Source organism: Streptomyces sp. NPDC088387, from assembly GCF_044753385.1.
Lineage (GTDB): Bacteria > Actinomycetota > Actinomycetes > Streptomycetales > Streptomycetaceae > Streptomyces.
Genome location: NZ_JBIVNC010000010.1, coordinates 276,636 through 296,966, shown reverse-complemented (window position 1 = coordinate 296,966; position 20,331 = coordinate 276,636). Strand labels below are relative to the sequence as shown.

Annotated in this window: 20 protein-coding genes; 10 read left to right on the top strand and 10 right to left on the bottom strand. The window is 71.8% G+C overall.

Going from position 1 to position 20,331, the window contains the following annotated elements; translation table 11 throughout:
* Positions 1-7: 7 nt before the first annotated feature.
* The 3 genes from ACIQAC_RS26890 (at position 8) to ACIQAC_RS26880 (ending at position 3,398) form a co-directional block, all read left to right on the top strand.
* Positions 8-1,903 carry a trypsin-like peptidase domain-containing protein gene (locus ACIQAC_RS26890; protein WP_402195004.1) on the top strand — a complete coding sequence of 632 codons (1,896 nt, stop codon included), beginning with the start codon at positions 8-10 and terminating at the stop codon, positions 1,901-1,903.
* A gap of 141 nt (positions 1,904-2,044) precedes the next feature.
* On the top strand, positions 2,045-2,494 hold the full coding sequence (locus ACIQAC_RS26885) for a sec-independent translocase (protein ID WP_402195001.1): 450 nt from the start codon (positions 2,045-2,047) through the stop codon (positions 2,492-2,494).
* Positions 2,495-2,663: 169 nt separating this feature from the next.
* Positions 2,664-3,398: a hypothetical protein gene (locus ACIQAC_RS26880; RefSeq protein ID WP_402194999.1), complete on the top strand. Its 735-nt coding sequence runs from the start codon at positions 2,664-2,666 to the stop codon at positions 3,396-3,398.
* Between the two features lie 127 nt (positions 3,399-3,525).
* Here the strand turns inward: ACIQAC_RS26880 and ACIQAC_RS26875 are convergent, their stop codons facing one another.
* Genes ACIQAC_RS26875 through ACIQAC_RS26865 form a run of 3 tightly spaced genes read right to left on the bottom strand, consistent with a single transcriptional unit; the run spans position 3,526 to position 6,594 of the window.
* On the bottom strand, positions 3,526-4,659 hold the full coding sequence (locus ACIQAC_RS26875; RefSeq protein WP_402194998.1) for an Mrp/NBP35 family ATP-binding protein: 1,134 nt from the start codon (positions 4,657-4,659) through the stop codon (positions 3,526-3,528).
* Between the two features lie 44 nt (positions 4,660-4,703).
* Entirely contained in the window at positions 4,704-5,315 is a 612-nt protein-coding gene (locus ACIQAC_RS26870; protein ID WP_402194996.1) for a DUF1003 domain-containing protein, read from the bottom strand.
* Complete coding sequence (locus ACIQAC_RS26865) at positions 5,305-6,594, bottom strand: magnesium transporter MgtE N-terminal domain-containing protein (protein WP_402194994.1); 1,290 nt, start codon at positions 6,592-6,594, stop codon at positions 5,305-5,307. Before ACIQAC_RS26865 ends, ACIQAC_RS26870 begins: the two co-directional genes overlap by 11 nt.
* 229 nt (positions 6,595-6,823) lie before the next feature.
* Between ACIQAC_RS26865 and ACIQAC_RS26860 the strand changes: the two genes are divergently transcribed.
* On the top strand, positions 6,824-7,615 hold the full coding sequence (locus ACIQAC_RS26860; protein ID WP_402194992.1) for a hypothetical protein: 792 nt from the start codon (positions 6,824-6,826) through the stop codon (positions 7,613-7,615).
* A 119-nt stretch (positions 7,616-7,734) separates the two neighbouring features.
* Here the strand turns inward: ACIQAC_RS26860 and ACIQAC_RS26855 are convergent, their stop codons facing one another.
* Both ACIQAC_RS26855 and ACIQAC_RS26850 read right to left on the bottom strand, forming a co-directional pair.
* Positions 7,735-8,274, bottom strand: a complete 540-nt coding sequence (locus ACIQAC_RS26855) for a hypothetical protein (protein ID WP_402194991.1) — start codon at positions 8,272-8,274, stop codon at positions 7,735-7,737.
* A 22-nt stretch (positions 8,275-8,296) separates the two neighbouring features.
* Positions 8,297-9,418 (bottom strand): magnesium and cobalt transport protein CorA, encoded by a 1,122-nt coding sequence (locus tag ACIQAC_RS26850; protein WP_402194989.1) that lies wholly within the window; start codon positions 9,416-9,418, stop codon positions 8,297-8,299.
* Between the two features lie 487 nt (positions 9,419-9,905).
* Between ACIQAC_RS26850 and ACIQAC_RS26845 the strand changes: the two genes are divergently transcribed.
* The 4 genes from ACIQAC_RS26845 to ACIQAC_RS26830 all read left to right on the top strand — a co-directional run bounded on the left by ACIQAC_RS26845 (position 9,906) and on the right by ACIQAC_RS26830 (position 13,267).
* Positions 9,906-10,499: a suppressor of fused domain protein gene (locus ACIQAC_RS26845; protein WP_402194988.1), complete on the top strand. Its 594-nt coding sequence runs from the start codon at positions 9,906-9,908 to the stop codon at positions 10,497-10,499.
* Positions 10,500-10,698: 199 nt separating this feature from the next.
* Entirely contained in the window at positions 10,699-11,340 is a 642-nt protein-coding gene (locus tag ACIQAC_RS26840; protein ID WP_402194987.1) for a DUF6758 family protein, read from the top strand.
* A gap of 402 nt (positions 11,341-11,742) precedes the next feature.
* Positions 11,743-12,600 carry a PHP domain-containing protein gene (locus ACIQAC_RS26835; RefSeq protein ID WP_402194985.1) on the top strand — a complete coding sequence of 286 codons (858 nt, stop codon included), beginning with the start codon at positions 11,743-11,745 and terminating at the stop codon, positions 12,598-12,600.
* A gap of 61 nt (positions 12,601-12,661) precedes the next feature.
* Positions 12,662-13,267, top strand: a complete 606-nt coding sequence (locus tag ACIQAC_RS26830) for a MarC family protein (RefSeq protein ID WP_402194982.1) — start codon at positions 12,662-12,664, stop codon at positions 13,265-13,267.
* 84 nt (positions 13,268-13,351) lie between these two features.
* On the opposite strand, the gene ACIQAC_RS26825 is transcribed toward ACIQAC_RS26830, so the two are convergent.
* Entirely contained in the window at positions 13,352-13,504 is a 153-nt protein-coding gene (locus ACIQAC_RS26825; protein ID WP_360215009.1) for a hypothetical protein, read from the bottom strand.
* 224 nt (positions 13,505-13,728) lie between these two features.
* On the opposite strand from ACIQAC_RS26825, the gene ACIQAC_RS26820 reads away from it, so the two are divergent.
* The gene (locus ACIQAC_RS26820; RefSeq protein WP_402194980.1) at positions 13,729-14,622 is read left to right on the top strand and encodes an NYN domain-containing protein; all 894 of its coding nucleotides are present in this window, start codon (positions 13,729-13,731) and stop codon (positions 14,620-14,622) included.
* A 4-nt stretch (positions 14,623-14,626) separates the two neighbouring features.
* Here ACIQAC_RS26820 and ACIQAC_RS26815 read toward each other — a convergent pair whose 3' ends face one another.
* Positions 14,627-15,478, bottom strand: coding sequence for an alpha/beta fold hydrolase (locus ACIQAC_RS26815; protein ID WP_402195119.1), 852 nt, complete (start codon positions 15,476-15,478; stop codon positions 14,627-14,629).
* A 280-nt stretch (positions 15,479-15,758) separates the two neighbouring features.
* Entirely contained in the window at positions 15,759-18,104 is a 2,346-nt protein-coding gene (locus ACIQAC_RS26810; protein WP_402194977.1) for a DEAD/DEAH box helicase, read from the bottom strand.
* 527 nt (positions 18,105-18,631) lie between these two features.
* On the opposite strand from ACIQAC_RS26810, the gene ACIQAC_RS26805 reads away from it, so the two are divergent.
* The gene (locus ACIQAC_RS26805; protein WP_402194976.1) at positions 18,632-19,378 is read left to right on the top strand and encodes a ferritin-like fold-containing protein; all 747 of its coding nucleotides are present in this window, start codon (positions 18,632-18,634) and stop codon (positions 19,376-19,378) included.
* 137 nt (positions 19,379-19,515) lie between these two features.
* Here the strand turns inward: ACIQAC_RS26805 and ACIQAC_RS26800 are convergent, their stop codons facing one another.
* The gene (locus ACIQAC_RS26800) at positions 19,516-19,785 is read right to left on the bottom strand and encodes a hypothetical protein (RefSeq protein WP_402194973.1); all 270 of its coding nucleotides are present in this window, start codon (positions 19,783-19,785) and stop codon (positions 19,516-19,518) included.
* Between the two features lie 184 nt (positions 19,786-19,969).
* Positions 19,970-20,197: a DUF3107 domain-containing protein gene (locus ACIQAC_RS26795; protein WP_402194971.1), complete on the bottom strand. Its 228-nt coding sequence runs from the start codon at positions 20,195-20,197 to the stop codon at positions 19,970-19,972.
* Between the last annotated feature and the right edge of the window lie 134 nt (positions 20,198-20,331).

Genomic DNA, 20,331 nt, shown 5'->3' with positions numbered 1-20,331 from the left:
GGAGAGCATGGACGAGGGGAAGCCCACGCAGGGCCCTGACGGGCACCCGGACACCACCGTGGCCCCGCTGCCGGGCGAGGCACCGGTGGCGGGCGCGGGAGCGCCGGGCGACGGCCCGGACCGTGACTCCGACGCCAACGCCAACGCCAACGCCAACGCCGAAGGCGACTTCGAGCTGAGACATCCCGCGCCGGCGCCCGGGTCCGTGCCCGCGCAGGGCGGCGAGGCGGTCGCGCAGGACGGCGACTTCGTGCTGGAGCGGCCCGTAGAGACCGCCCCTTCGGGCAGAACCGCACCGGCGGACGGGCAGAGTGCGAGCGCCGGGTCGGCGGACGGGCGAAGTGCGAGCGCCGGGCCGAAGCCGCTGCACGATCCCGACCCGTACAGCACCCCGCCGTACGGCGAGCCCGGCCCATGGGCTCCCGCACCGCCGGTGCGGCACCCGGCGGAGGGCGCAACGGTCGCACCGCCGGCGCCCCCGCAGCCGGTCACCCCCTTCGCACCTCCCTCGGCCCCGGCACCCGCACAGGCGAGCCCGCCCGAAGCGCCCTCGGAACCCGCACCCGCCCAGGCCGGTCCGTACGAGGCGCCCCCCGCGCCCGCCCACGCCGGTCCCTACGAGGCTCCCCCCGCTCCCACTCCTCCCGCCCCCGCGCCCCAGCCCGCCGAGACCCCGGCTTCCGCCGACCCCTGGCACCGCTACGACCCCTGGGCCGCTCCCGCCGGCGCGACCGGTACACCCGGTCATCTTCAGCAGACCGGTGCCGGCGTGCCGAGCGAGGAGCAGCGGCGGCGGCGCGGGCGCAAGGCCCTGATCGGCGGGGCGCTGGTGCTCGCGCTGGTGTCCGGCGGCGTCGGCGGGGCCGTGGGCGTCCATCTGGAGCGCAACGGTGGCGTCACGGACGTGGAGCTGCCGCAGGCCGGCAAGGAGTCCGAGGAGCGGCCGCCCGACAGCGTGGCCGGGATCGCCGCGCGCGCCCTGCCGAGCGTGGTGACCCTGCATGTCGTCGGCAGCGACGAGGAGGGCACCGGCACCGGCTTCGTCCTCGACGGCACCGGCCACATCCTCACCAACAACCACGTCGTCGAGCCCGCCGGCTCCGACGGCGAGATCACGGTGACCTTCAACAGCGGGGACACCGCGAAGGCCGAGGTCGTCGGCCGGGACAGCGGGTACGACCTGGCCGTCGTGAAGGTGGCCGGCGTCAAGGGCCTCAGGCCCGCCCCGCTCGGCAACTCGGAGAATGTGCAGGTCGGCGACCCGGTCGTCGCCATCGGCGCCCCCTTCGACCTGGCCGGCACGGTCACCTCCGGCATCATCAGCGCCACCGAGCGGCCCATCACGGCAGGCGGCGACAGCGGCGACGGCAGTGACATCTCCTACGTCGACGCCCTCCAGACCGACGCGCCCATCAACCCGGGCAACTCCGGCGGCCCGCTGCTGGACGCCGTGGGCCGGGTCATCGGCATCAACTCGGCCATCCGCTCCGCGGGCAGCGGCTCGGAGCCGGACGGCGGACAGGCCGGTTCGATAGGCCTCGGCTTCGCCATACCCATCAACCAGGGCAAACGCGTCGCAGAAGAGCTGATCAACACCGGCAGGGCCACCCACCCCGTCATCGGCATCACGCTCGACATGAACTACACGGGCGACGGCGCCCGCGTGGGCCGGGAGAGCCGCGACGGAGGCCCCGCGGTCACTGCGGGCGGCCCCGGCGACGAGGCCGGCATCGAGTCCGGGGACGTGATCACCGAGGTCGACGGCCGGCGGGTGCACTCCGGCGAGGAGCTGATCGTCAAGACCCGTTCGCACCGCCCCGGTGACCGGCTGGAGCTGACGCTGGAGCGCGACGGCAAGGAGCGTACGGTCTCCCTGGTGCTGGGCTCCTCGGACGGTGACTGAGCGTGGCGGCCGTATGCGGAAGATGGCAAACATCGGGAAAAACCGGTCGGATGCACGTACTCGGACGACCCGGGACGGTACCGGTCGGACAGGATCGCCGGGTACCTTGGTTCCGGCCCGGGACATGGCAAGGAGCTTCAGGTGTTCAATGACATAGGACCGCTTGAGCTGGTGACGATCATCGTCCTCGCCGTGCTCGTTTTCGGTCCGGACAAGCTCCCGAAGGTCATCCAGGACGCGATGCGGACGATCCGGAAGATCCGCGAGTTCTCCGAGAGCGCCAAAGAGGACATCCGGCAGGAACTCGGTCCTGAGTTCAAGGACTTCGAGTTCGAGGATCTCAACCCCAAGACGTTCATCCGCAAGCAGATGGACAACGACGAGCTGGGGCTCAAGGAGATCCGCAACGGCTTCAACCTGAAGAAGGAGATGGCCGACGTCACCGACGCGGTGCACAGCCGTGACGCCGACGCCGCCACCCCGTCCTCCGGGTCGTCGTCCGCCGGCGGCTCGACCGGCGCCCGTATCGACATGACGAAGAAGCCCGAGACCGCCGACGAGCGCCCGCCCTACGACGCCGACGCCACCTGAGCCCGCGTTCCAACGGGACGCCGCACGGGGAGAGTTCGGGGGCGCACACACGTGACGCTTCTCATACGTCCGTGATGTCCCGCGCGCCCTGTACGCGCCTTCTGGGCGACCCACGCGCCGGGCGATTTCCCGGATGCCCTCAGAGGTGTGGATATGCTGCCGAGTTGTTGTGCGGACCGGACGAGTACGCCCGAAGGGGGGCGGGCCGCTCCGGTCCGACGAGAGCGAGGAGGCGTCCGGGCACATGGAGACGACGAGTCGGGCAGTCGCGCAGACGCCGGCCGCGGAGGGCGAGAAGCAGCTCCCCTCCGCCCGCCGCACGGTCGACGGCTACCTGAGCGCGCCCTTCCCGTGGTACGGCCTCGACGAGGCGTTCACGGGACCGCGCTGGCTGATGCAGGTGGGTACGGCGGCCGACGGGGCCGTGGAACACGGTTCGATCGGCCACGGTGACGAGCCCTCGGTACGGGCCGAGACGACGGCGGAGGACCGGGAGCGGTTCGCGGTCGTCGTGACCGTCGCCGCGAACCCGTCCCGGCGCAGCGCCGACGGTACGGGGCTGCTGGAGGCCACCTCGGTGTCCTCGGCGGCCTGGCTGGCGGGTGTCGGGCTGCTGGCCTTCACCTGGCCGGGGCAGATGGACCACACCCTGCGGGACGACTGGCTGGAGCAGCAGACGGACACGGCGTGGGTCCTCGCGGACGATCTCGCCGGGGCCGAGTGGTCGACGCTGTCGCTGCCGGTCGACGGTGTGCCGCAGCCCTTCCACTACCGCGAGTCCGAGTTCGGCTGGGTGCTGGCCGGATCCACGCAGCAGGGCGTTCACCTGGGGGCGTACGGCAGGGGCATGAGCGCGTACGGCCTCGGCTTCGCCGTGGTGAAGGACATCGCCGAGTACGAGTAGCCCGGGGGCGCCGTGAGGGGCGGCGCCCCATCGCCGTAGGGCCGGCCGGTGGCGGTCGGTCGTGTCCGCACGGCGGAGCCGCACGTCCACACGGCCCCGCGCCCCGGGGCGGCCGCGCGCCCGTCTCTCAGAACTTGTTGCGCGGGGTGATGCCCAGGGACAGCCCCGCGAGTCCGCGCTGCCTGCCGCCGAGCTTGCCCGCGATGTCGCGCAGGGCCGAGCCCGCGGGGGAGTCGGGGTCGGTCAGGACGACCGGCCGGCCGTCGTCGCCGCCCTCGCGCAGCCGGACGTCGATGGGGATACTGCCGAGCACCGGCACGGTCGCCCCGGTCGTCCGGGTGAGGCCGTCGGCGACCGTCTGACCGCCGCCGCTGCCGAACACGTCGACCATCTCGCCGCAGTGCGGACACGGCAGCCCCGCCATGTTCTCGACGACACCGACGATCTTCTGGTGGGTCTGCACGGCGATGGAACCCGCGCGCTCGGCGACCTCGGCGGCAGCCTGCTGCGGGGTCGTCACGACCAGGATCTCGGCGTTGGGGACCAGTTGGGCCACGGAGATGGCGATGTCGCCGGTGCCGGGCGGCAGGTCGAGGAGGAGGACGTCCAGGTCGCCCCAGTACACGTCCGCGAGGAACTGCTGGAGCGCGCGGTGCAGCATCGGGCCGCGCCACACGACCGGGGCGTTGCCCGGGGTGAACATACCGATCGAGATGACCTTCACGCCGTTCGCCGACGGCGGCATGATCATGTTCTCGACCTGGGTGGGACGGCCCTCGGCGCCCAGCATGCGCGGCACGGAGTGGCCGTAGATGTCGGCGTCCACAACGCCCACCTTGAGGCCGTCCGCCGCCATCGCCGCCGCCAGGTTGACCGTCACGGACGACTTGCCGACGCCGCCCTTGCCGGAGGCGACCGCGTAGACCCGGGTCAGGGAGCCGGGTTTCGCGAAGGGGACCTCGCGCTCGGTCTGGCCGCCGCGCAGGGCGGTCGCCAGTTCCTTGCGCTGCTCGTCGCTCATGACGTCGAGCGTGACGTCGACGCGGATGACGCCCTCGACCGCCGCGACCGCGTCCGTCACGCGCTGCGTGATCGTCTCGCGCATCGGGCAGCCGGAAACCGTCAGGTACACGGCGACCGCGACCGCTCCGTCCGCACCGATCTCCACCGATTTGACCATCCCGAGTTCGGTGATGGGGCGGTTGATCTCGGGGTCGTTCACCGTCGCCAGCGCTGCACGCACCGCGTCTTCCGTAGCCATACGCACGATGGTACGGCGCCGCACCGGGCCCCCGGTAAGCCCTGTCACCGGTCGTCTACGTCACGTGCTCCCGAGGGTTCGGCCGGGAATACGCGGTGGCCGTCGCGACCACGCCCGTCGACGCGTTCCTCCAGCTCCTTGACGATGTCCTGGAGTTCGGAGCGGATCCAGTCCCGGGTGGCGACCTCGCCGAGGCCGATACGCAGCGCGGCGATCTCCCGGGTGAGGTACTCGGTGTCCGCGATCGACCGCTCGTTCTGCTTGCGGTCCTGTTCGAGGTTGACCCGGTCGCGGTCGTCCTGCCGGTTCTGCGCGAGCAGGATCAGCGGGGCGGCGTAGGACGCCTGGAGCGAGAGCATCAGGGTCAGGAAGATGAACGGGTACTGGTCGAAGCGCAGGTCACGCGGTGCGGAGACGTTCCACACCACCCAGGCGATGATGACGAACGTCATCCAGACGAGGAACCGTCCGGTGCCCAGGAAGCGGGCGATGCGCTCCGAGAACCGTCCGAAGGCGTCCGGGTCCCACTCCGGCAGGACCCGGCGGCGCGGCGGCCGGGGCTGGTCGAGGCGGGGCCGGGACCGGGGCGCCGCGGTGGCGCCGGCCGGCGCCCGCTCCCGGGAGCCCTCGCGGGTGCCCTCACGCTCAGGCGTCATCGGCGACCGCCCCCTCCCCGAGATGGAACTCGTTCTCCCGCCAGTCCTCCGGCAGCATGTGGTCGAGCACGTCGTCCACGGTCACCGCCCCCAGCAGCCGCCCGGACTCGTCCACCACGGGCGCCGCCACCATGTCGTACGTCGCGAAGAACCCGGCGACGACCTGGAGCGCCGCCTCCGGGTCCAGGGTCTGGAGATCGTCGTCGACGAGCGAGCTGACAAGGGTGTACGGCGGGTCGCGCAGCAGCCGCTGGAAGTGGACCGTGCCCAGGTACTTGCCGGTCGGTGTCTCGTCCGGCGGCCGGCAGACGTAGACCTGGGCGGCGAGGGCGGGGGAGAGGTCGGCGTTGCGGACCCGGGCCAGGGCGTCGGCGACGGTGGCGTCCGGGCGCAGCACGATCGGCTCGGTCGTCATCAGCCCGCCGGCCGTGCGCTCCTCGTACGCCATCAGCCGCCGCATGTCGGCCGCGTCGGCCGGCTCCATCAGGCTGAGCAGCCGCTCCTTCTCCTCCTCGGGCAGTTCGGAGAGCAGGTCGGCCGCGTCGTCCGGGTCCATCGCCTCCAGCACGTCGGCCGCCCGCTCCTTGCGGAGCTTGCCGAGGATCTCGATCTGGTCGTCCTCCGGGAGCTCTTCGAGTACGTCGGCGAGCCGGTCGTCGTCGAGCGCGGCGGCGACCTCCGCGCGCCGCTTCGGCGACAGATGGTGCAGGACGTTCGCGAGGTCGGCGGGGCGCAGCTGTTCGAAGGTGGCGAGCAGGGTCTCGGCGCCCTGTCCCTGCTCCTCCAGGGTGAACCCGGTGACCGCGGACCACTCCACGGTCAGCGTCTCCCCCTTGGCCCTCCGGAACCCCCCTGTACGGCCCTTGCGGGCCTTGCGGACGAAGACCCGGTCGATCTCCCAGTCCCGGCGGGCCGGGAGCTGCTGCACCGACAGATCCAGGACGGTGACCTCCTCACCGGTCTCGGTGAGCACGACCCGCCGGTCGAGCAGCTCGCCGAAGACCAGCCGCTCGGTGGGCCGCTGCTCGAAACGCCGGACGTTGAGCACACCGGTCGTGATGACCTGCCCCGACTCGATGCCGCTGACCCGGGTCATCGGCAGGAAGATCCGGCGCCGGGTGGAGAGTTCGACGACCAGCCCGAGCACCCGGGGCGGCCGCTGCCCGACCCGCAGGGTGACGACCACGTCCCGTACCCGGCCCACCTGGTCGCCGCTCGGGTCGAAGGCGGCGACGCCGGAGAGGTGCGAGACGAAGATCCGGGGGGCGCCTGCGGCCATGGCTGCGCCTCCTTCGTGTGCCGGGCGTACCGGTGCGCGCCCCGCGGGTACCGTGCGCGCTTTGCCGTACTCATGGTGAATTGCTGGCTGAATCGGGCTTCAGGCTAGCCCGTCCCGATCGGATCCGCCCTGGTGAGCGGTCCGGACGGACTGGCTCCGCCATCCGTGGGAAGCCCCGGTACGCTGCGGTACGCCGCTCAGGACACCCGTCAGAAAGGCAGCATCATCCGTGACCGCTTTGCGCCGGGGCCGTATCCGCCGGAAGACCCTGGTGGGCGCGGTGTGCGCCCTGGCCGTGACCGGGTTCGGGCTGACGGGGTGCAGCAGTGAGGACCCGGACGCGGGGACGAACGGGGTCGGCAAGCTGACCCCCGACAAGATCCAGGTGAAGACCCGCGCGGCGGCCGACGCGGCGGCCGCGGTCCGGCTGTCCGGGAACGTGACGGCGGGCGGGACGACGTACCGGCTCGACATGCGTCTGAAGGCGGACGGCGGCAGCGGGTCGGTGACGGCGGAGGGCGCGACGTTCCAGCTGCTGCGGATCGGCGAGCAGCTGTTCCTCATGGCGGACGCGCAGTTCTGGACCGACGGCGGCAAGAGCGGCGACGAAGGGTCCGGCGGCGAGGGGGCCGGCGGCGATGAGTCCGGCTCGGACACGGCCGCCGCCGACAAGCTCGACGGCAAGTACGTGAAGGTGCCGGAGGGCGACCCCTCCTACAAGCGGTTCAGCGGCTTCACCGACAAGGACGTCCTGCTCGACGGTCTGCTGACGCTGCACGGCTCCCTGTCGACCGACGGCCGCCACGAGGCGGCGGGGGTGCGCACCATCCGCATCACCGGCGACAAGGGCGCGGGCGGCAGCCTCGACGTCTCCCTGGAGGGCACCCCGTACCCGCTGCGGCTCGGCCGCGCGGGCGACGCGGGCACGCTCACCTTCTCCGACTGGGGCAAGGACTTCGCCCTGAAGGAGCCGGCGAAGGACGACACGGTGGACTACGGGCAGGAACTGCCCACTTCGTAGCGCCGAGTGCGCCCCCGCGCTGCCCATGCCCTGAGGCGGCTGTCCCCTGCGGCGCGCATGCCTCGCGGCGCCTGTGCCCTGCGGCGCCCATGCCTCGCGGCGGCTGCTCCGTGTGACGCCTATGCCTTGCGGCGTCGCTTCGCCAGCAGCCGGGGCAGCCCCGCCGGGACCGGTTCCCGGGTGGTCGCCGGTGACGGCTGCGGCGGCTCGGCCAGGGAGCCCTCCGGAAGTGGCGACAGCGCCCCCGTGGGCTCCAGCCGCACCACCCGGCACTCCCGGCGCCAGCGGTCGGTCATCGCCTCCCCGTCGGGCGCGTTGAGCCGCTTGCCCTTCAGTTCGGCGACCACCGCCTCCCACGCCGCGGAACCCGGCGCCAGCTCCACGACCGTCGCCGCCCAGGCCACCAGCCGCCCGCCCTTGTCCTTGCTGCGCACGGTCACCTCGGCGGCCACCCCGTCGGCCAGTCCCGGCAGCGGCTGCTCGTCCGGTCCGTCGCCGACGACACAGGCCGCGCCCTCGTGCCACACGTGCCACAGCGCGCGAGCGGGGATGCCGGGCCCCCGCACCCAGATCAGGCCGGACTTCCTGGTGGCCTCCTCGACGAGGGCCCGGTCCATCAACGGGTGCCGGTCGGGCGTGGGGCTGGCCGCGTCAGTCATGGGAGAAGCGTAACGACGCCGCTCACAGCCAACCGTTGCGCTTCAGCGTCCGGTGGATGCCGAAGCAGATCACCGCGGTGATCCCGAGCACCATCGGGTAGCCGAACCGCCAGCGCAGCTCGGGCATGTGGTCGAAGTTCATGCCGTAGACACCACACACCATCGTCGGTACGGCGATGATCGCCGCCCATGACGTGATCTTCCGCATGTCCTCGTTCTGCGCGACGGAGGCCTGCGCGAGGTTGGCCTGGAGGATCGAGTTGAGCAGCTCGTCGAAGCCCATGACCTGCTCCTGCACCCGGGCCAGATGGTCGGCGACGTCCCGGAAGTACTTCTGGATGTCCGGGTCGACCAGCCGCATCGGCCGCTCGCTCAGCAGCTGCATGGGCCGCAGCAGCGGGGCCACGGCCCGCTTGAACTCCAGTACCTCACGCTTGAGTTGGTAGATCCGCCCGGCGTCCGTGCCGCGCGGCGAGCCCTTGCGGCCCGGCGAGAAGACCTCGGTCTCCACCTCGTCGATGTCGTCCTGCACGGCGTCGGCCACCGCGATGTAGCCGTCCACCACATGGTCGGCGATGGCGTGCAGCACGGCCGAGGGGCCCTTGGCGAGCAGCTCCGGGTCGTCCTGGAGACGGTGCCGCAGCCCCTTGAGCGAGCCCTGCCCGCCGTGCCGGACGGTGATGAAGAAGTCCCGGCCGGTGAAGCACATCACCTCGCCGGTCTCGACGATCTCGCTGTTGGCGGTCAGTTCGTCGTGGTCGACGTAGTGGATGGTCTTGAAGACCGTGAACAGCGAGTCGTCGTAACGCTCCAGCTTGGGCCGCTGATGGGCCTGTACGGCGTCCTCGACGGCCAGCGGGTGCAGCCCGAACTCACTGGCGATACCGGCGAATTCGGCCTCGGTCGGCTCGTGCAGACCGATCCACACGAACCCTCCGCTGCGGCGCACCTGGCGCATCGCCTCGTGCGGCGTCAGCGCCTTGTGGGTCTCGACACGGGCGCCGTCACGGTAGACGGCGCAGTCGACGACGCACGAGGGCGACGCCGGGTCGCGGGTGGTGTCGTAGGGGGCGGCGCTCTCCTTGCGCAGGGCGCCCGGGCGGGCCGGACGGACCGCGGCACGCAGGTCACGAATCATCGACATGGCAAGCTCCTTCGCGACGGAGCAGCGATCGAGCGGGCCTGGCGACGGTTGGAACTGCCCGGAATGGGGACGTCCTTGCTGCGGAATGTTTGGCACGTCCACAAAGCGGGGAGCACCGCACCGTCGCGGTGGCGAACTTTCGCTGCTGAGTCAGACAAGACGGATCACGCAAACGAAACGAAGTGCTCTTCCGCGGTGACGAGCGCGAGAGGTGGCAGCCGGCTACAGCGACAGCTGCATCAGAGACCGGAAGAGCGGGTAGTACTGCACGGTCGACTTCGATCCATTGCAGCCCCACCTCCTCCGGCCAGTCCCTGCTGAGGGACGATCCATCCCCCGAAGGGGAGTCTCCCCGCAGGGAGTCCAGTGCCGGTCGGGCTTCGATCGACGCTTGCCGCGCGCTGCCCGACCACCGGCCAAGAGTATCAGCCGACTGAAGTGTCAAGGCGCTGCTTTGCCCGGTACTGACGAGTTCTATGCTCCCGACATGGTTGATGTTCTTCCCTTCGTCGAGGCCCGGTTGCGCTCCGCGCTCGGCGAACCGGACGCCCGCGCGGCGGTCACCTTCCTCGGCACGGACCGCGTCGAGGTGCTGCGGTTCCGCGACGCGGACCAGGGGGACGTCGTCCGCTACGCCACGCTCGGCATGTCCGCACAGCCGATGGCCGACCCCACGGCGACGCTAGCCGACCCGGTCAAGGGCCCCCGCGCGGAGCTGGTCCTCTCGGTCCGCGCCGGCCGCGCCGACACCGACAAGGTGCTCCGCCCACTCGCCGTACTCGCCGCTTCCCCGCAGGTCGAGGGCGTGATCGTGGCCCCGGGCGCCTCCCTCGACGTCGGTGAGCCGCTGTGGCCCGGCGCCCCCTTCACCTCGGTCCTGGTCGCCGAGCCGGGCGGCCTGGTGGAGGACCTTGAGCTGGACGCGCCCCTCGATCCCGTACGGTTCCTGCCGCTGCTGCCGATGACCCCGAACGAGGCAGCCTGGAAGCGGGTGCACGGTGCGCCGGCCCTCCAGGAGCGCTGGCTCACCCACGGCACCGATCTGCGCGACCCGTCCCGGAAGTCCGTCGCGCTCGACTGACCCGCGCCGGTGACGGAACTCACCTGTCCGACCGGTCAGTTGGCGGGATCCCGTGCCGGCGGCCGGACACCCCGGTCTCTTCGATCTTCGAGGCGCGGTGCCCGCGGAACGGTCCTGCGCGGCAGGTCCTGTGACGGGTTCCGCCCGGACGGGTGATCGTCCTTGACGGGAGGGTGCGCGGGTAGGACCGTGGGGCCCTATGAGGGGCGAACCCAGTTGCCCGAAGTGCGGTGGCCGGGTCAGGGCTCCCGGTCTCTTCGCCGATTCCTGGCAGTGCGATGTCCACGGCACGGTGCATCCGGTGCAGCCCGTGATCCCGCCCAGCGTCGACGCCCTCGGGGTCGTGGTGCACCGGACGCAGGTACCGGTGTGGATGCCGTGGCCGCTGCCGGTCGGCTGGCTGTTCACGGGCGTGGCCTGCGCGGGCGACGACCGCAGCGGCGGCCGTGCCACCGCGGTGGCCTGCTCCGGACCCGGACCGCTCGGCGGCATGGGCGAGCTGATCCTCGTCGCCGAGGAGCTCGGCGTGGGTCTGGGCGCGCGGTACGCCGGCATCGACGGCCCCGACCCGGGCCCCTACATGAGCGTCGAGAAACCGGCCGAGACCAAGGTCCTCGCCGCCGGCCGTCCCACCCCGCTCTGGCATGTCGCGGGCGCCCCCGACGACCGCGCGGTGTTCGCGGGCGAGGCGCGCGGGCTGTGGCTGTGGGCGGTCGTGTGGCCCGAGCAGTCGGGACTGCTGATGTACGACGAGCTGGTGCTGACGGATCTGCGGGATGCGGGTGCGGAGGTTGAGCTGGTGCCGTGCGGCGCGTTGTCGCCGCGCTTGCTTGAGCCGTAGGGCGCCTGGGGAGTGGGGGGTTTCGCCTGTCGGGCGGGTGCTGGGTGGTGGGGGGCTGGTCGCGCAGTTCCCCGCGCCCCTTCGCGTCGGGTGGGGCTGGGGTGTTGTTGTCGGGCGGGTGCGGGGTGGTGGGGGGCTGGTCGCGCCGTTCCCCGCGCCCCTTCGCGTCGGGTGGGGTTGGGGTGTTGTTGTCGGGCGGGTGCGGGGTGGTGGGGGGCTGGTCGCGCAGTTCCCCGCGCCCCTTCGCGTCGGGTGGGGCTGGGGTGTTGTTGTCGGGCGGGTGCGGGCTGCTTGTGGTTGCTCGCGCCGTTCCCCGCGCCCCTCGGGGCGGCTGGTGGTCGGGGCGTTGTCATGTGCCGTTAGGCTTGGGTGTCTCTTGTTGCCGTTGGTTGGAGTTGTGTCGTGCGTATTGATCTGCACGCTCACTCGACTGCTTCCGACGGGACGGACACGCCCGGGGAGCTGGTGCGGAACGCGCGTGCCGGCGGGCTTGATGTGGTCGCGCTGACCGATCACGACACCACTCGTGGATACGCCGAGGCGATCGCCGCGCTGCCCGAGGGGCTCACCCTCGTCACCGGCGCCGAGCTGTCCTGCCGTATCGACGGTGTCAGCATGCACATGCTGGCCTATCTCTTCGACGCCGAGGAGCCCGCGCTGCTCGCCGAGCGTGAGCTGGTGCGCGACGACCGGGTGCCCCGCGCCAAGGGCATGATCACCCGGCTGAACGGGCTGGGTGTGCCGGTGACCTGGGAGCAGGTCGCGCGGATCGCCGGTGACGGGTCCGTGGGCCGGCCGCACATCGCCACCGCGCTCGTCGAGCTCGGGGTGGTGGGCAGTGTCGACGAGGCCTTCTCCGAGAACTGGCTCGCCGACGGCGGGCGGGCGTACGTGGAGAAGCACGAGACCGACCCGTTCGAGGCGATCCGGCTGGTCAAGGCCGCGGGCGGGGTCACCGTCTTCGCCCACCCGGGCGCGAGCAAGCGCGGGCGTACGGTACCGGAGGCGTCCATCGCCGAACTGGCCGCCGCCGGTCTCGACGGCATCGAGGTCGATCACATGGACCACGACGCCGACACCCGGGCACGGCTGCGCGGGCTGGCGAAGGAGCTGGGCCTGCTGGTGACCGGCTCCAGCGACTACCACGGCAGCCGGAAGACCTGTGTGCTGGGCGAGTTCACCACGGACCCCGAGGTGTACGGGGAGATCACCCGGCGGGCCACCGGGGCGTTCCCCGTGCCCGGGACCGGCGGGGCCTGAGGCGTACACCGCCCGCCCCTCCGTCCGTCGTCCGTAGCGTCAACAGCAACAAGGCTTCCCCGTGTTCGACACCGCCGTCTTCGGCTCCCTCTTCCTGACCCTCTTCGTCATCATGGATCCCCCCGGGATCACCCCGATCTTCCTCGCCCTGACCTCCGGGCGGCCCGCCAAGGTGCAGCGGCGGATGGCCTTCCAGGCCGTCTGTGTCGCCGGCGGTGTGATCACCGTGTTCGGGCTGCTCGGGCACCAGATCCTGGACTATCTGCATGTGTCCGTGCCGGCGCTGATGATCGCCGGCGGGCTGCTGCTCCTGCTGATCGCGCTCGATCTGCTGACCGGCAAGACGGACGAGCCCAAGCAGACCAAGGACGTCAACGTCGCCCTCGTACCGCTCGGCATGCCGCTGCTGGCCGGGCCCGGCGCGATCGTGTCGGTGATCCTGGCCGTGCAGAAGGCGGACGGTGCCGCCGCGCAGGTCTCGGTGTGGTCCGCGATCCTGGCCATCCACGTGGTGCTGTGGCTGGTGATGCGGTACTCGCTGCTGATCATCCGGGTCATCAAGGACGGCGGGGTGGTCCTCGTGACACGGCTCGCGGGCATGATGCTCTCCGCGATCGCCGTGCAGCAGATCATCAACGGTGTGACACAGGTGGTCCGGGGGAGCTGAGCCGGACACACGGAGGCCCCGTACGGGATGTCCGTACGGGGCCCTCGGGCGTCGTCAGTAAGCGTCGTAAAAAAGAATTCGGTGTTACGAGGCCGTGGGGTCGGCCGGACGGATCCACAGTCGCTGCCCGATGGCGGCGGCCTGCTGAACGATCCGGTTGACGGAGGCGGCGTCCACAACGGTGGTGTCCACGGGCGTGCCGTCGACGTCGTCGAGTCGCATGATCTCGAAGCGCATGGCTTCTCCCTTCGTCTGGTCATCCTCCTGAGGAGAACTACTGATGGGGGTCGATGAGGCGGCTGTGCCCCATGTTCCGTTCATTCACAACCGGCCGCGCGCCAGAAAGATTCCCTACGCTAAGGAAATTTTTCGAACGACTAAATACTGGCCGGTAAGCGGCTTTTCTGAGACTGATCGGGACCGGTTGTGTTCGCAGCGTGACCGCCGGGACAATGGACCCGATGAACGACGACCCGGCGGCGCTGTCCGCCCGCATCGACCGCACCAACGAGCTGCTGCAACGCATGCTGGCCGAGGTGGCGAAAACGCCCTCGACCCATGCGATCTTCGTCGACGCGGGCTATCTGTACGCGGCCGCCGGCCGGCTCGTCGCCGGCACCGAGGACCGCCGCGCCTTCGACCTCGACGCCGAGGGGCTGATCGAGGCGCTGATCGACAAGGCCCGCCAGATCTTCGCCGACAGCCGGCTGCTGCGCGTCTACTGGTACGACGGCGCCCGCCGCCGCATCCACACCGCCGAGCAGCAGTCCATCGCCGAACTCCCCGACGTCAAGGTCCGCCTCGGCAACCTCAACGCCAACAACCAGCAGAAGGGCGTCGACTCGCTGATCCGCACCGATCTGGAGTCCCTCGCCCGGCACCGCGCCATCAGCGACGCGGCCCTGCTCGGCGGCGACGAGGACCTGGTGTCGGCGGTCGAGGCCGCCCAGGGCTACGGCGCCCGCGTGCACCTGTGGGGCATCGAGGCCCCCGAGGGCCGCAACCAGGCCGAGCCGCTGCTCTGGGAGGTCGACAGCCAGCGCACCCTCGACCTCGACTTCTTCAAGCCCTACGTCAGCAGACGCACCACCGCCGCCTACGAGGCCGCCGCCACCCGGCCCGGCCGCGAGGACGTCCGGTTCGTCGGCGCCCAGATCGCCGCGAAGTGGCTGGCCTCACGCGGTCGCGAGGCCCTCGTCGAGCTGCTGCCCGGCCACCCCTACCTGCCCGGCTCGGTCGACCAGGACCTCCTGGTGGAGGCGGAGGGCATTCTCCAGTACTCGCTGCGCGGCCAGGCCGATCTGCGCCGCGCGCTGCGTGACGGCTTCTGGGAGCATCTGCGCACGCTCTACTGAGCGCTCATCGCCCTACGGTGTCCCAGAAGCCGGCGATCGCACGGGCCGTCGGCAGCGGCTGGTCCACGTTCGGCGAGTGCTCGGCGTCCGCCACGACCGAGCGCCGCGCGTGCAGCCGTTCGGCCATCTCGTCCAGCAGCGGCACCGGCCAGGTGTCGTCGACGGCACCGGACAGCACGTGGAACGGCAGCGGGAGCGCGGCCAGTTCCGCGACCCGGTCCGGCTCCGTGCACAACTGCCGTCCCGTGGCGATCAGCTGGGCCGGCTTGTTGCCCATCCAGCGGCGGCGCAGATGGTCCCGGCCGCCGACCCCCAGCGCCGGACCACCGACGTCCTCCGGGGGGCCCATCGCCTCCATCGCCACCCACACGTCGGCCATCGACATCACCGCGAGCGCGTCCCGCAGCAGCTTCACACGGTCCTGCTGGGGCGGCGAGATCTGCGCCGGGCCCGACGACATGAGGGTCAGCGAGACGAAGGGGGAGTGGTCGAGCAGTACGGCCGCGCGGGCGATCTGTCCGCCGAGCGAGTGCCCGAACAGATGCAGCGGGCCGCCGCCCAGCGCCTCGGCCTGCGCGAGGACGTCCTTCGCCAACTCCGGTTGCGCGTACGCCGATTCGTCCTCCGCCGGCCCGTCGGACTCGTACTGGCCACGGCCGTCGACGGCGACCGTACGGTAGCCGCGGGCCGCGAGCGGTTCGTGCAGGAGGCGGAAGTCCTCCTTGCTCCCCGTGAAGCCCGGCAGCATCAGCGCGACGCCCCTTTGCTCGGCGTCGGGCGCCGCGGGATGGTCCACCACGGCGAAGTCACCGCGCGCGGTACGCAGCGGGTAGGCGCGGGCGGCCGGCGGCGGCATCAGGGTGTGGGGTCGGCTCACGGTTCCGAGGGTAACCGGCGGGGGTTTCGGGGGTGGGGCGGGTGCGGGTTCGTCGTGGCTTGGCGCGCAGTTCCCCGCGCCCCTCAAAAGCGGCAGCTCATCGCCGCTGAGCAAGTAAACGCCGGTTGTGCAGCCCCCTGGGGGCGCGGGGAACTGCGCGACCAGCCACCACGCACCCGCACTCGCCCACCGCTTTCACGGGAACGGCGACGGCCCGGTCCCCCTGGTGGGGGCCGGGCCGTCGACGGTCGGATCCGGGTCAGCCGTCCGCGGACTCCGCTGACGCCGTCGCCTTGCGGGTCCTGCGGACCCTCGGCTTGACCTCGGCCTCGTCGGCCGTGGCCTGGGCCGGGATCGCGGCGGCGGCCTTCTTACGGGTCCGCTTGGGCGCGGCCTCGGCCGCCTCGGGCTCCACGGCCGCAGTCGTGGCCGCGGTCTTGCGGGCGCGGCGCGGCTTGGCCTCGGCGCCCTCGACCGTGTCGACGGCAGCCTCCGCGGCGGTCGCCTTCTTGCGCGTGCGCTTCGGCTTGGCCTCGGCGGCCGCCTCAGCGGCCTCCGGCGCCTCCGGGGCCACGGCGGCGGCCTTCTTACGGGTCCGCTTCGGCTTGGCCTCGACGCCTTCGACGGTGTCGAGGGCCGCCTCGGCGGGCGCCGCGGCCTTGCGGGTCCGCTTGGGCGCGGCCTCGACGGCCTCGGGCTCCACGGCCGCAGTCGCGGTCGTGGCCGCGGTCTTGCGGGTGCGGCGCGGCTTCGTCTCCGTGGCCTCGGCCGTGTCGACCACCGCCTCGGCGGCTTCGGTGGCCTGGGCGACCTTGCGGGTACGGCGACGCGGCTTGGTCTCCGTAGCCTCCACGGCCTCGACGGGCGCGACCGTCTCCACGGCCTCGACCGCAGCGGTGGTCGCCGCGGTCTTGCGCGTACGGCGACGCGGCTTGGCCTCGGCCGTGTCGAGCGCGACCTGCGGAGCCTCTACGGGGGCCTCCGCGACCGGAGCCTCCGTCACGACCGGCGTCGTCTCCGCGGTCTTGCGGGTACGGCGGCGGCGCGACTTGGCGGGCGCCTCGGCGGTGTCGGGGGCGTCGTCCAGGACGGCCGGGCCCTCCGAGACACTCACGGCGGCCTCGGCCTCGACCGGCGTCGCGACGGCGGCCGGTGCCTGCTCGCCCGCTGCTCCGTTACGGGTGCGGCGACGGCGGCGCGGGGTGCGCGGCCCGGCGACGGCCTCCGCCCCGGCGGTGCCGGCGGTCTCCGCGACCGGAGCCGGCGTACCGGCCTGGGCGTCCCCGCCCTCCAGCGGCGTACCACTGCGGGTACGGCGACGGCGGCGCGGTGTACGGGCCGGACGCTCGCGCTCGGCGGTGCGGGACTCGTCCCGGCCGCCACGACCGCCACGGCCGCGCGGACCACGGCCGCCCGTCTCGCCCAGGTCCTCCAGCGCCTCCGCCTCCAGCCCGGCGAGCGTGCGCTCCGAGCGCGGCAGCACACCCTTGGTGCCGGCGGGGATGCTGAGGTCGGTGAAGAAGTGCGGGGACGTGGAGTACGTCTCCGGCGGGTCGTTGAAGTTCAGCTGCAACGCCTTGTTGATCAGCTGCCAGCGCGGGATGTCGTCCCAGTCGACGAGGGTGACCGCGATGCCCTTCTTGCCCGCGCGGCCGGTGCGGCCGATGCGGTGGAGGTAGGTCTTCTCCTCCTCCGGCGACTGGTAGTTGATGACGTGGGTCACGCCCTCGACGTCGATGCCGCGCGCGGCGACATCGGTGCAGACGAGGACGTCCACCTTGCCGTTGCGGAAGGCGCGCAGCGCCTGCTCGCGGGCGCCCTGGCCGAGGTCGCCGTGGACCGCGCCGGACGCGAAACCGCGCTGCTTCAGCTGGTCGGCGAGGTCGGCCGCGGTGCGCTTGGTGCGGCAGAAGACCATGACCGGGCCCCGGCCGTCCGCCTGCAATATGCGGGCGACCAACTCGGGCTTGTCCATGTTGTGCGCGCGGTAGACGTACTGCGCGGTGTTCGCGACGGTCGCGCCCTCGTCGTCGGGCGAGGTGGCCCGGATGTGCGTGGGCTGCGACATGTACCGGCGGGCCAGGCCGATGACCGCGCCCGGCATGGTCGCCGAGAACAGCATGGTCTGGCGCCGGACCGGAAGCAGGTTGATGATCTTCTCGACGTCGGGCAGGAAGCCCAGGTCGAGCATCTCGTCGGCCTCGTCGAGGACCAGGCACCGCACGTGCTTGAGGTTGAGCTTCTTCTGGCCCGCGAGGTCGAGCAGCCGGCCCGGGGTGCCGACGACGACGTCGACGCCCTTGCGCAGGGCCTCGACCTGGGGCTCGTAGGCGCGACCGCCGTAGATCGCGGTCACGCGCACGTTGCGCACCTTGCCCGCGGTCAGCAGGTCGTTGGTGACCTGCGTGCACAGCTCGCGGGTGGGGACGACGACGAGCGCCTGCGGGGCCTCGGTGAGGGCGTCGGGGGCGGCGCGTCCGGCCTCGACATCCGCGGGGACGGTGACGCGCTCGAGGATGGGGAGGCCGAAGCCCAGCGTCTTGCCGGTGCCGGTCTTGGCCTGGCCGATGACGTCCGTGCCGGAAAGGGCGACGGGGAGGGTCATCTCCTGGATGGGGAAGGGAGTGATGATGCCGACGGCCTCAAGGGCCTCGGCGGTCTCGGGAAGGATCCCGAGCTCTCGGAACGTAGTCAGGGTGCTGCCTCTTCTGTGTGCGCGGTGCGAGGCGAGCGCGGGGGTCGTGTCGGACCGTGCCGGGGACGTCGGCCGCCGTACGGCGAGCCGTATGGCACGGGACCTCTGCCGACGCTCTAGCGCTCGTACCGCTGAGGGGGTCCCTCCGATCGTCGTACGCAGGAAGCCGTACGGTCAGGGAAGGCTGTCGGGTCGGAGCCGATCGGGCCAACGACCGGGCATCCTCATACGTGTGGCCTGACCGGAGCGCTGACGTGTCAAGACGTCCCTGTGCTCAGCAGGCGCATTACCACCATACCCCGGATTGGCGCACATGCGATGGCCGATTGGGTCACGTTGTGGTCGTCACACTTGGCGGGTCCGTTCACCAGGTCGTCGTTGTCACACTGACTGACCAGGGACTTCCGCTCCGGAACGAGCGGGCTATTGTGCGCTTCATGACGACCGCTGACAAGCCTCACAACGCCTCCGACACCCCCGACGCCCCCACCGGCGTCGCCGCGCAGGACTGGGCGCGGGCCGCCGCGGATCCGCAGTACCGGGCAGCGGTCGTGGACCTGCTCGGCGCGCTCGCGTACGGGGAACTCGCGGCGTTCGAGCGGCTCGCCGAGGACGCCAAGCTGGCGCCCACGCTGGCGGACAAGGCGGAGCTGGCGAAGATGGCGTCGGCCGAGTTCGGCCACTTCGAGCGGCTGCGCGACCGGCTGACCGAGATCGGCGCGGAGCCGACCGAGGCGATGGACCCGTTCGTCGCCGCGCTCGACGGCTTCCACAAGCAGACCGCGCCCTCGGACTGGCTGGAAGGCCTGGTCAAGGCCTACGTCGGCGACTCGATCGCCAGTGACTTCTACCGTGAGGTCGCCGCCCGTCTCGACTCCGACAGCCGTCAGCTGGTCCTCGCCGTGCTCGACGACACCGGGCACGCGAGTTTCGCCATCGAGAAGGTGCGTGCCGCGATCGACGCCGACCCGCGTGTGGGCGGGCGGCTCGCGCTGTGGGCGCGGCGGCTGATGGGGGAGGCGCTGTCCCAGTCCCAGCGGGTGGTCGCCGAGCGCGACGCGCTGTCGACGATGCTGGTGGGCGGGGTGGCCGACGGGTTCGATCTCGCGGAGGTGGGGCGGATGTTCTCGCGGATCACTGAGGCGCACACCAAGCGGATGGCGGCGCTGGGGCTGGCCGCCTAGGGGTTCGGGGCGCCTTCGGTGGGGGTGGGCGGCTGCCGGGGGGCGGGTGCGGGTGTGTGGGGGCTTGTCGCGCAGTTCCCCGCGCCCCTTCTGGCGGCGTTGCGCCACCCGGCGTTGCTCCGGGCCGTTCCCTGTTCCTACGCCGGTGCTGAGCGGCGGCGTAGGCGGGCTGCCGGGCGGAGCAGCAGGGAGAGCGAGGCTGCTGAGACCGTGACTGCGCCGGCCAGGATCAGGAGGAGGCTCGCGGTCTCCAGGGCGCTGTGGGTGACGAAGGCGCCGAAGAGGGAGCCCGCGACGCCGGTCGACAGGACGAGGGGGCGGGCGGGCAGGCGGTGCGGCAGCCGGCTGGTGGCCACCCAGGCCAACGCCAGACCGAGCAACGCGGAACTGATCGCTTCCAAGAGCATGTCGGGGTTCCTCCCACCCGGCCGTCCTGCCCTAAACGGTCGTAGCCCGTCATACCCCTGACCTGCGGAATGCAATCCTCCCCTGTGCGTGAACCGTGTTCGATTCGTGAAGAGCGGACAGGCCGGAGGGCCCGGGGTTCTCGACCCCGGGCCCTCCGGCCTGCTCAAGCTCTTCGCGTGCGTCCTACAGCGCGCCGAAGCCCACCTTGCGCGGGGCCTGCTCGCCGATCTCGACATAGGCGAGACGCTCGGCCGGGACGAGAATCTTGCGGCCGTGCTCGTCCACGAGGCTCAGCAGCTGTGCCTTGCCCGCCAGTGCCTCGGCCACCACGCGCTCGACCTCTTCGGCGGTCTGACCGCTCTCCAGAACGATCTCGCGGGGCGCGTGCTGCACGCCGATCTTGACCTCCACGGCTATGTCCCTCCGACGGTCAGTGAAGTGCGCGACCTTCCGCGCCGTACGCAGCACACATTAGCCCGGTGAGGGGACGTACACGCTCCGCCCTGCCACGCCAGGAGCGAACAGCGGTCGGGAACAAACGGCCC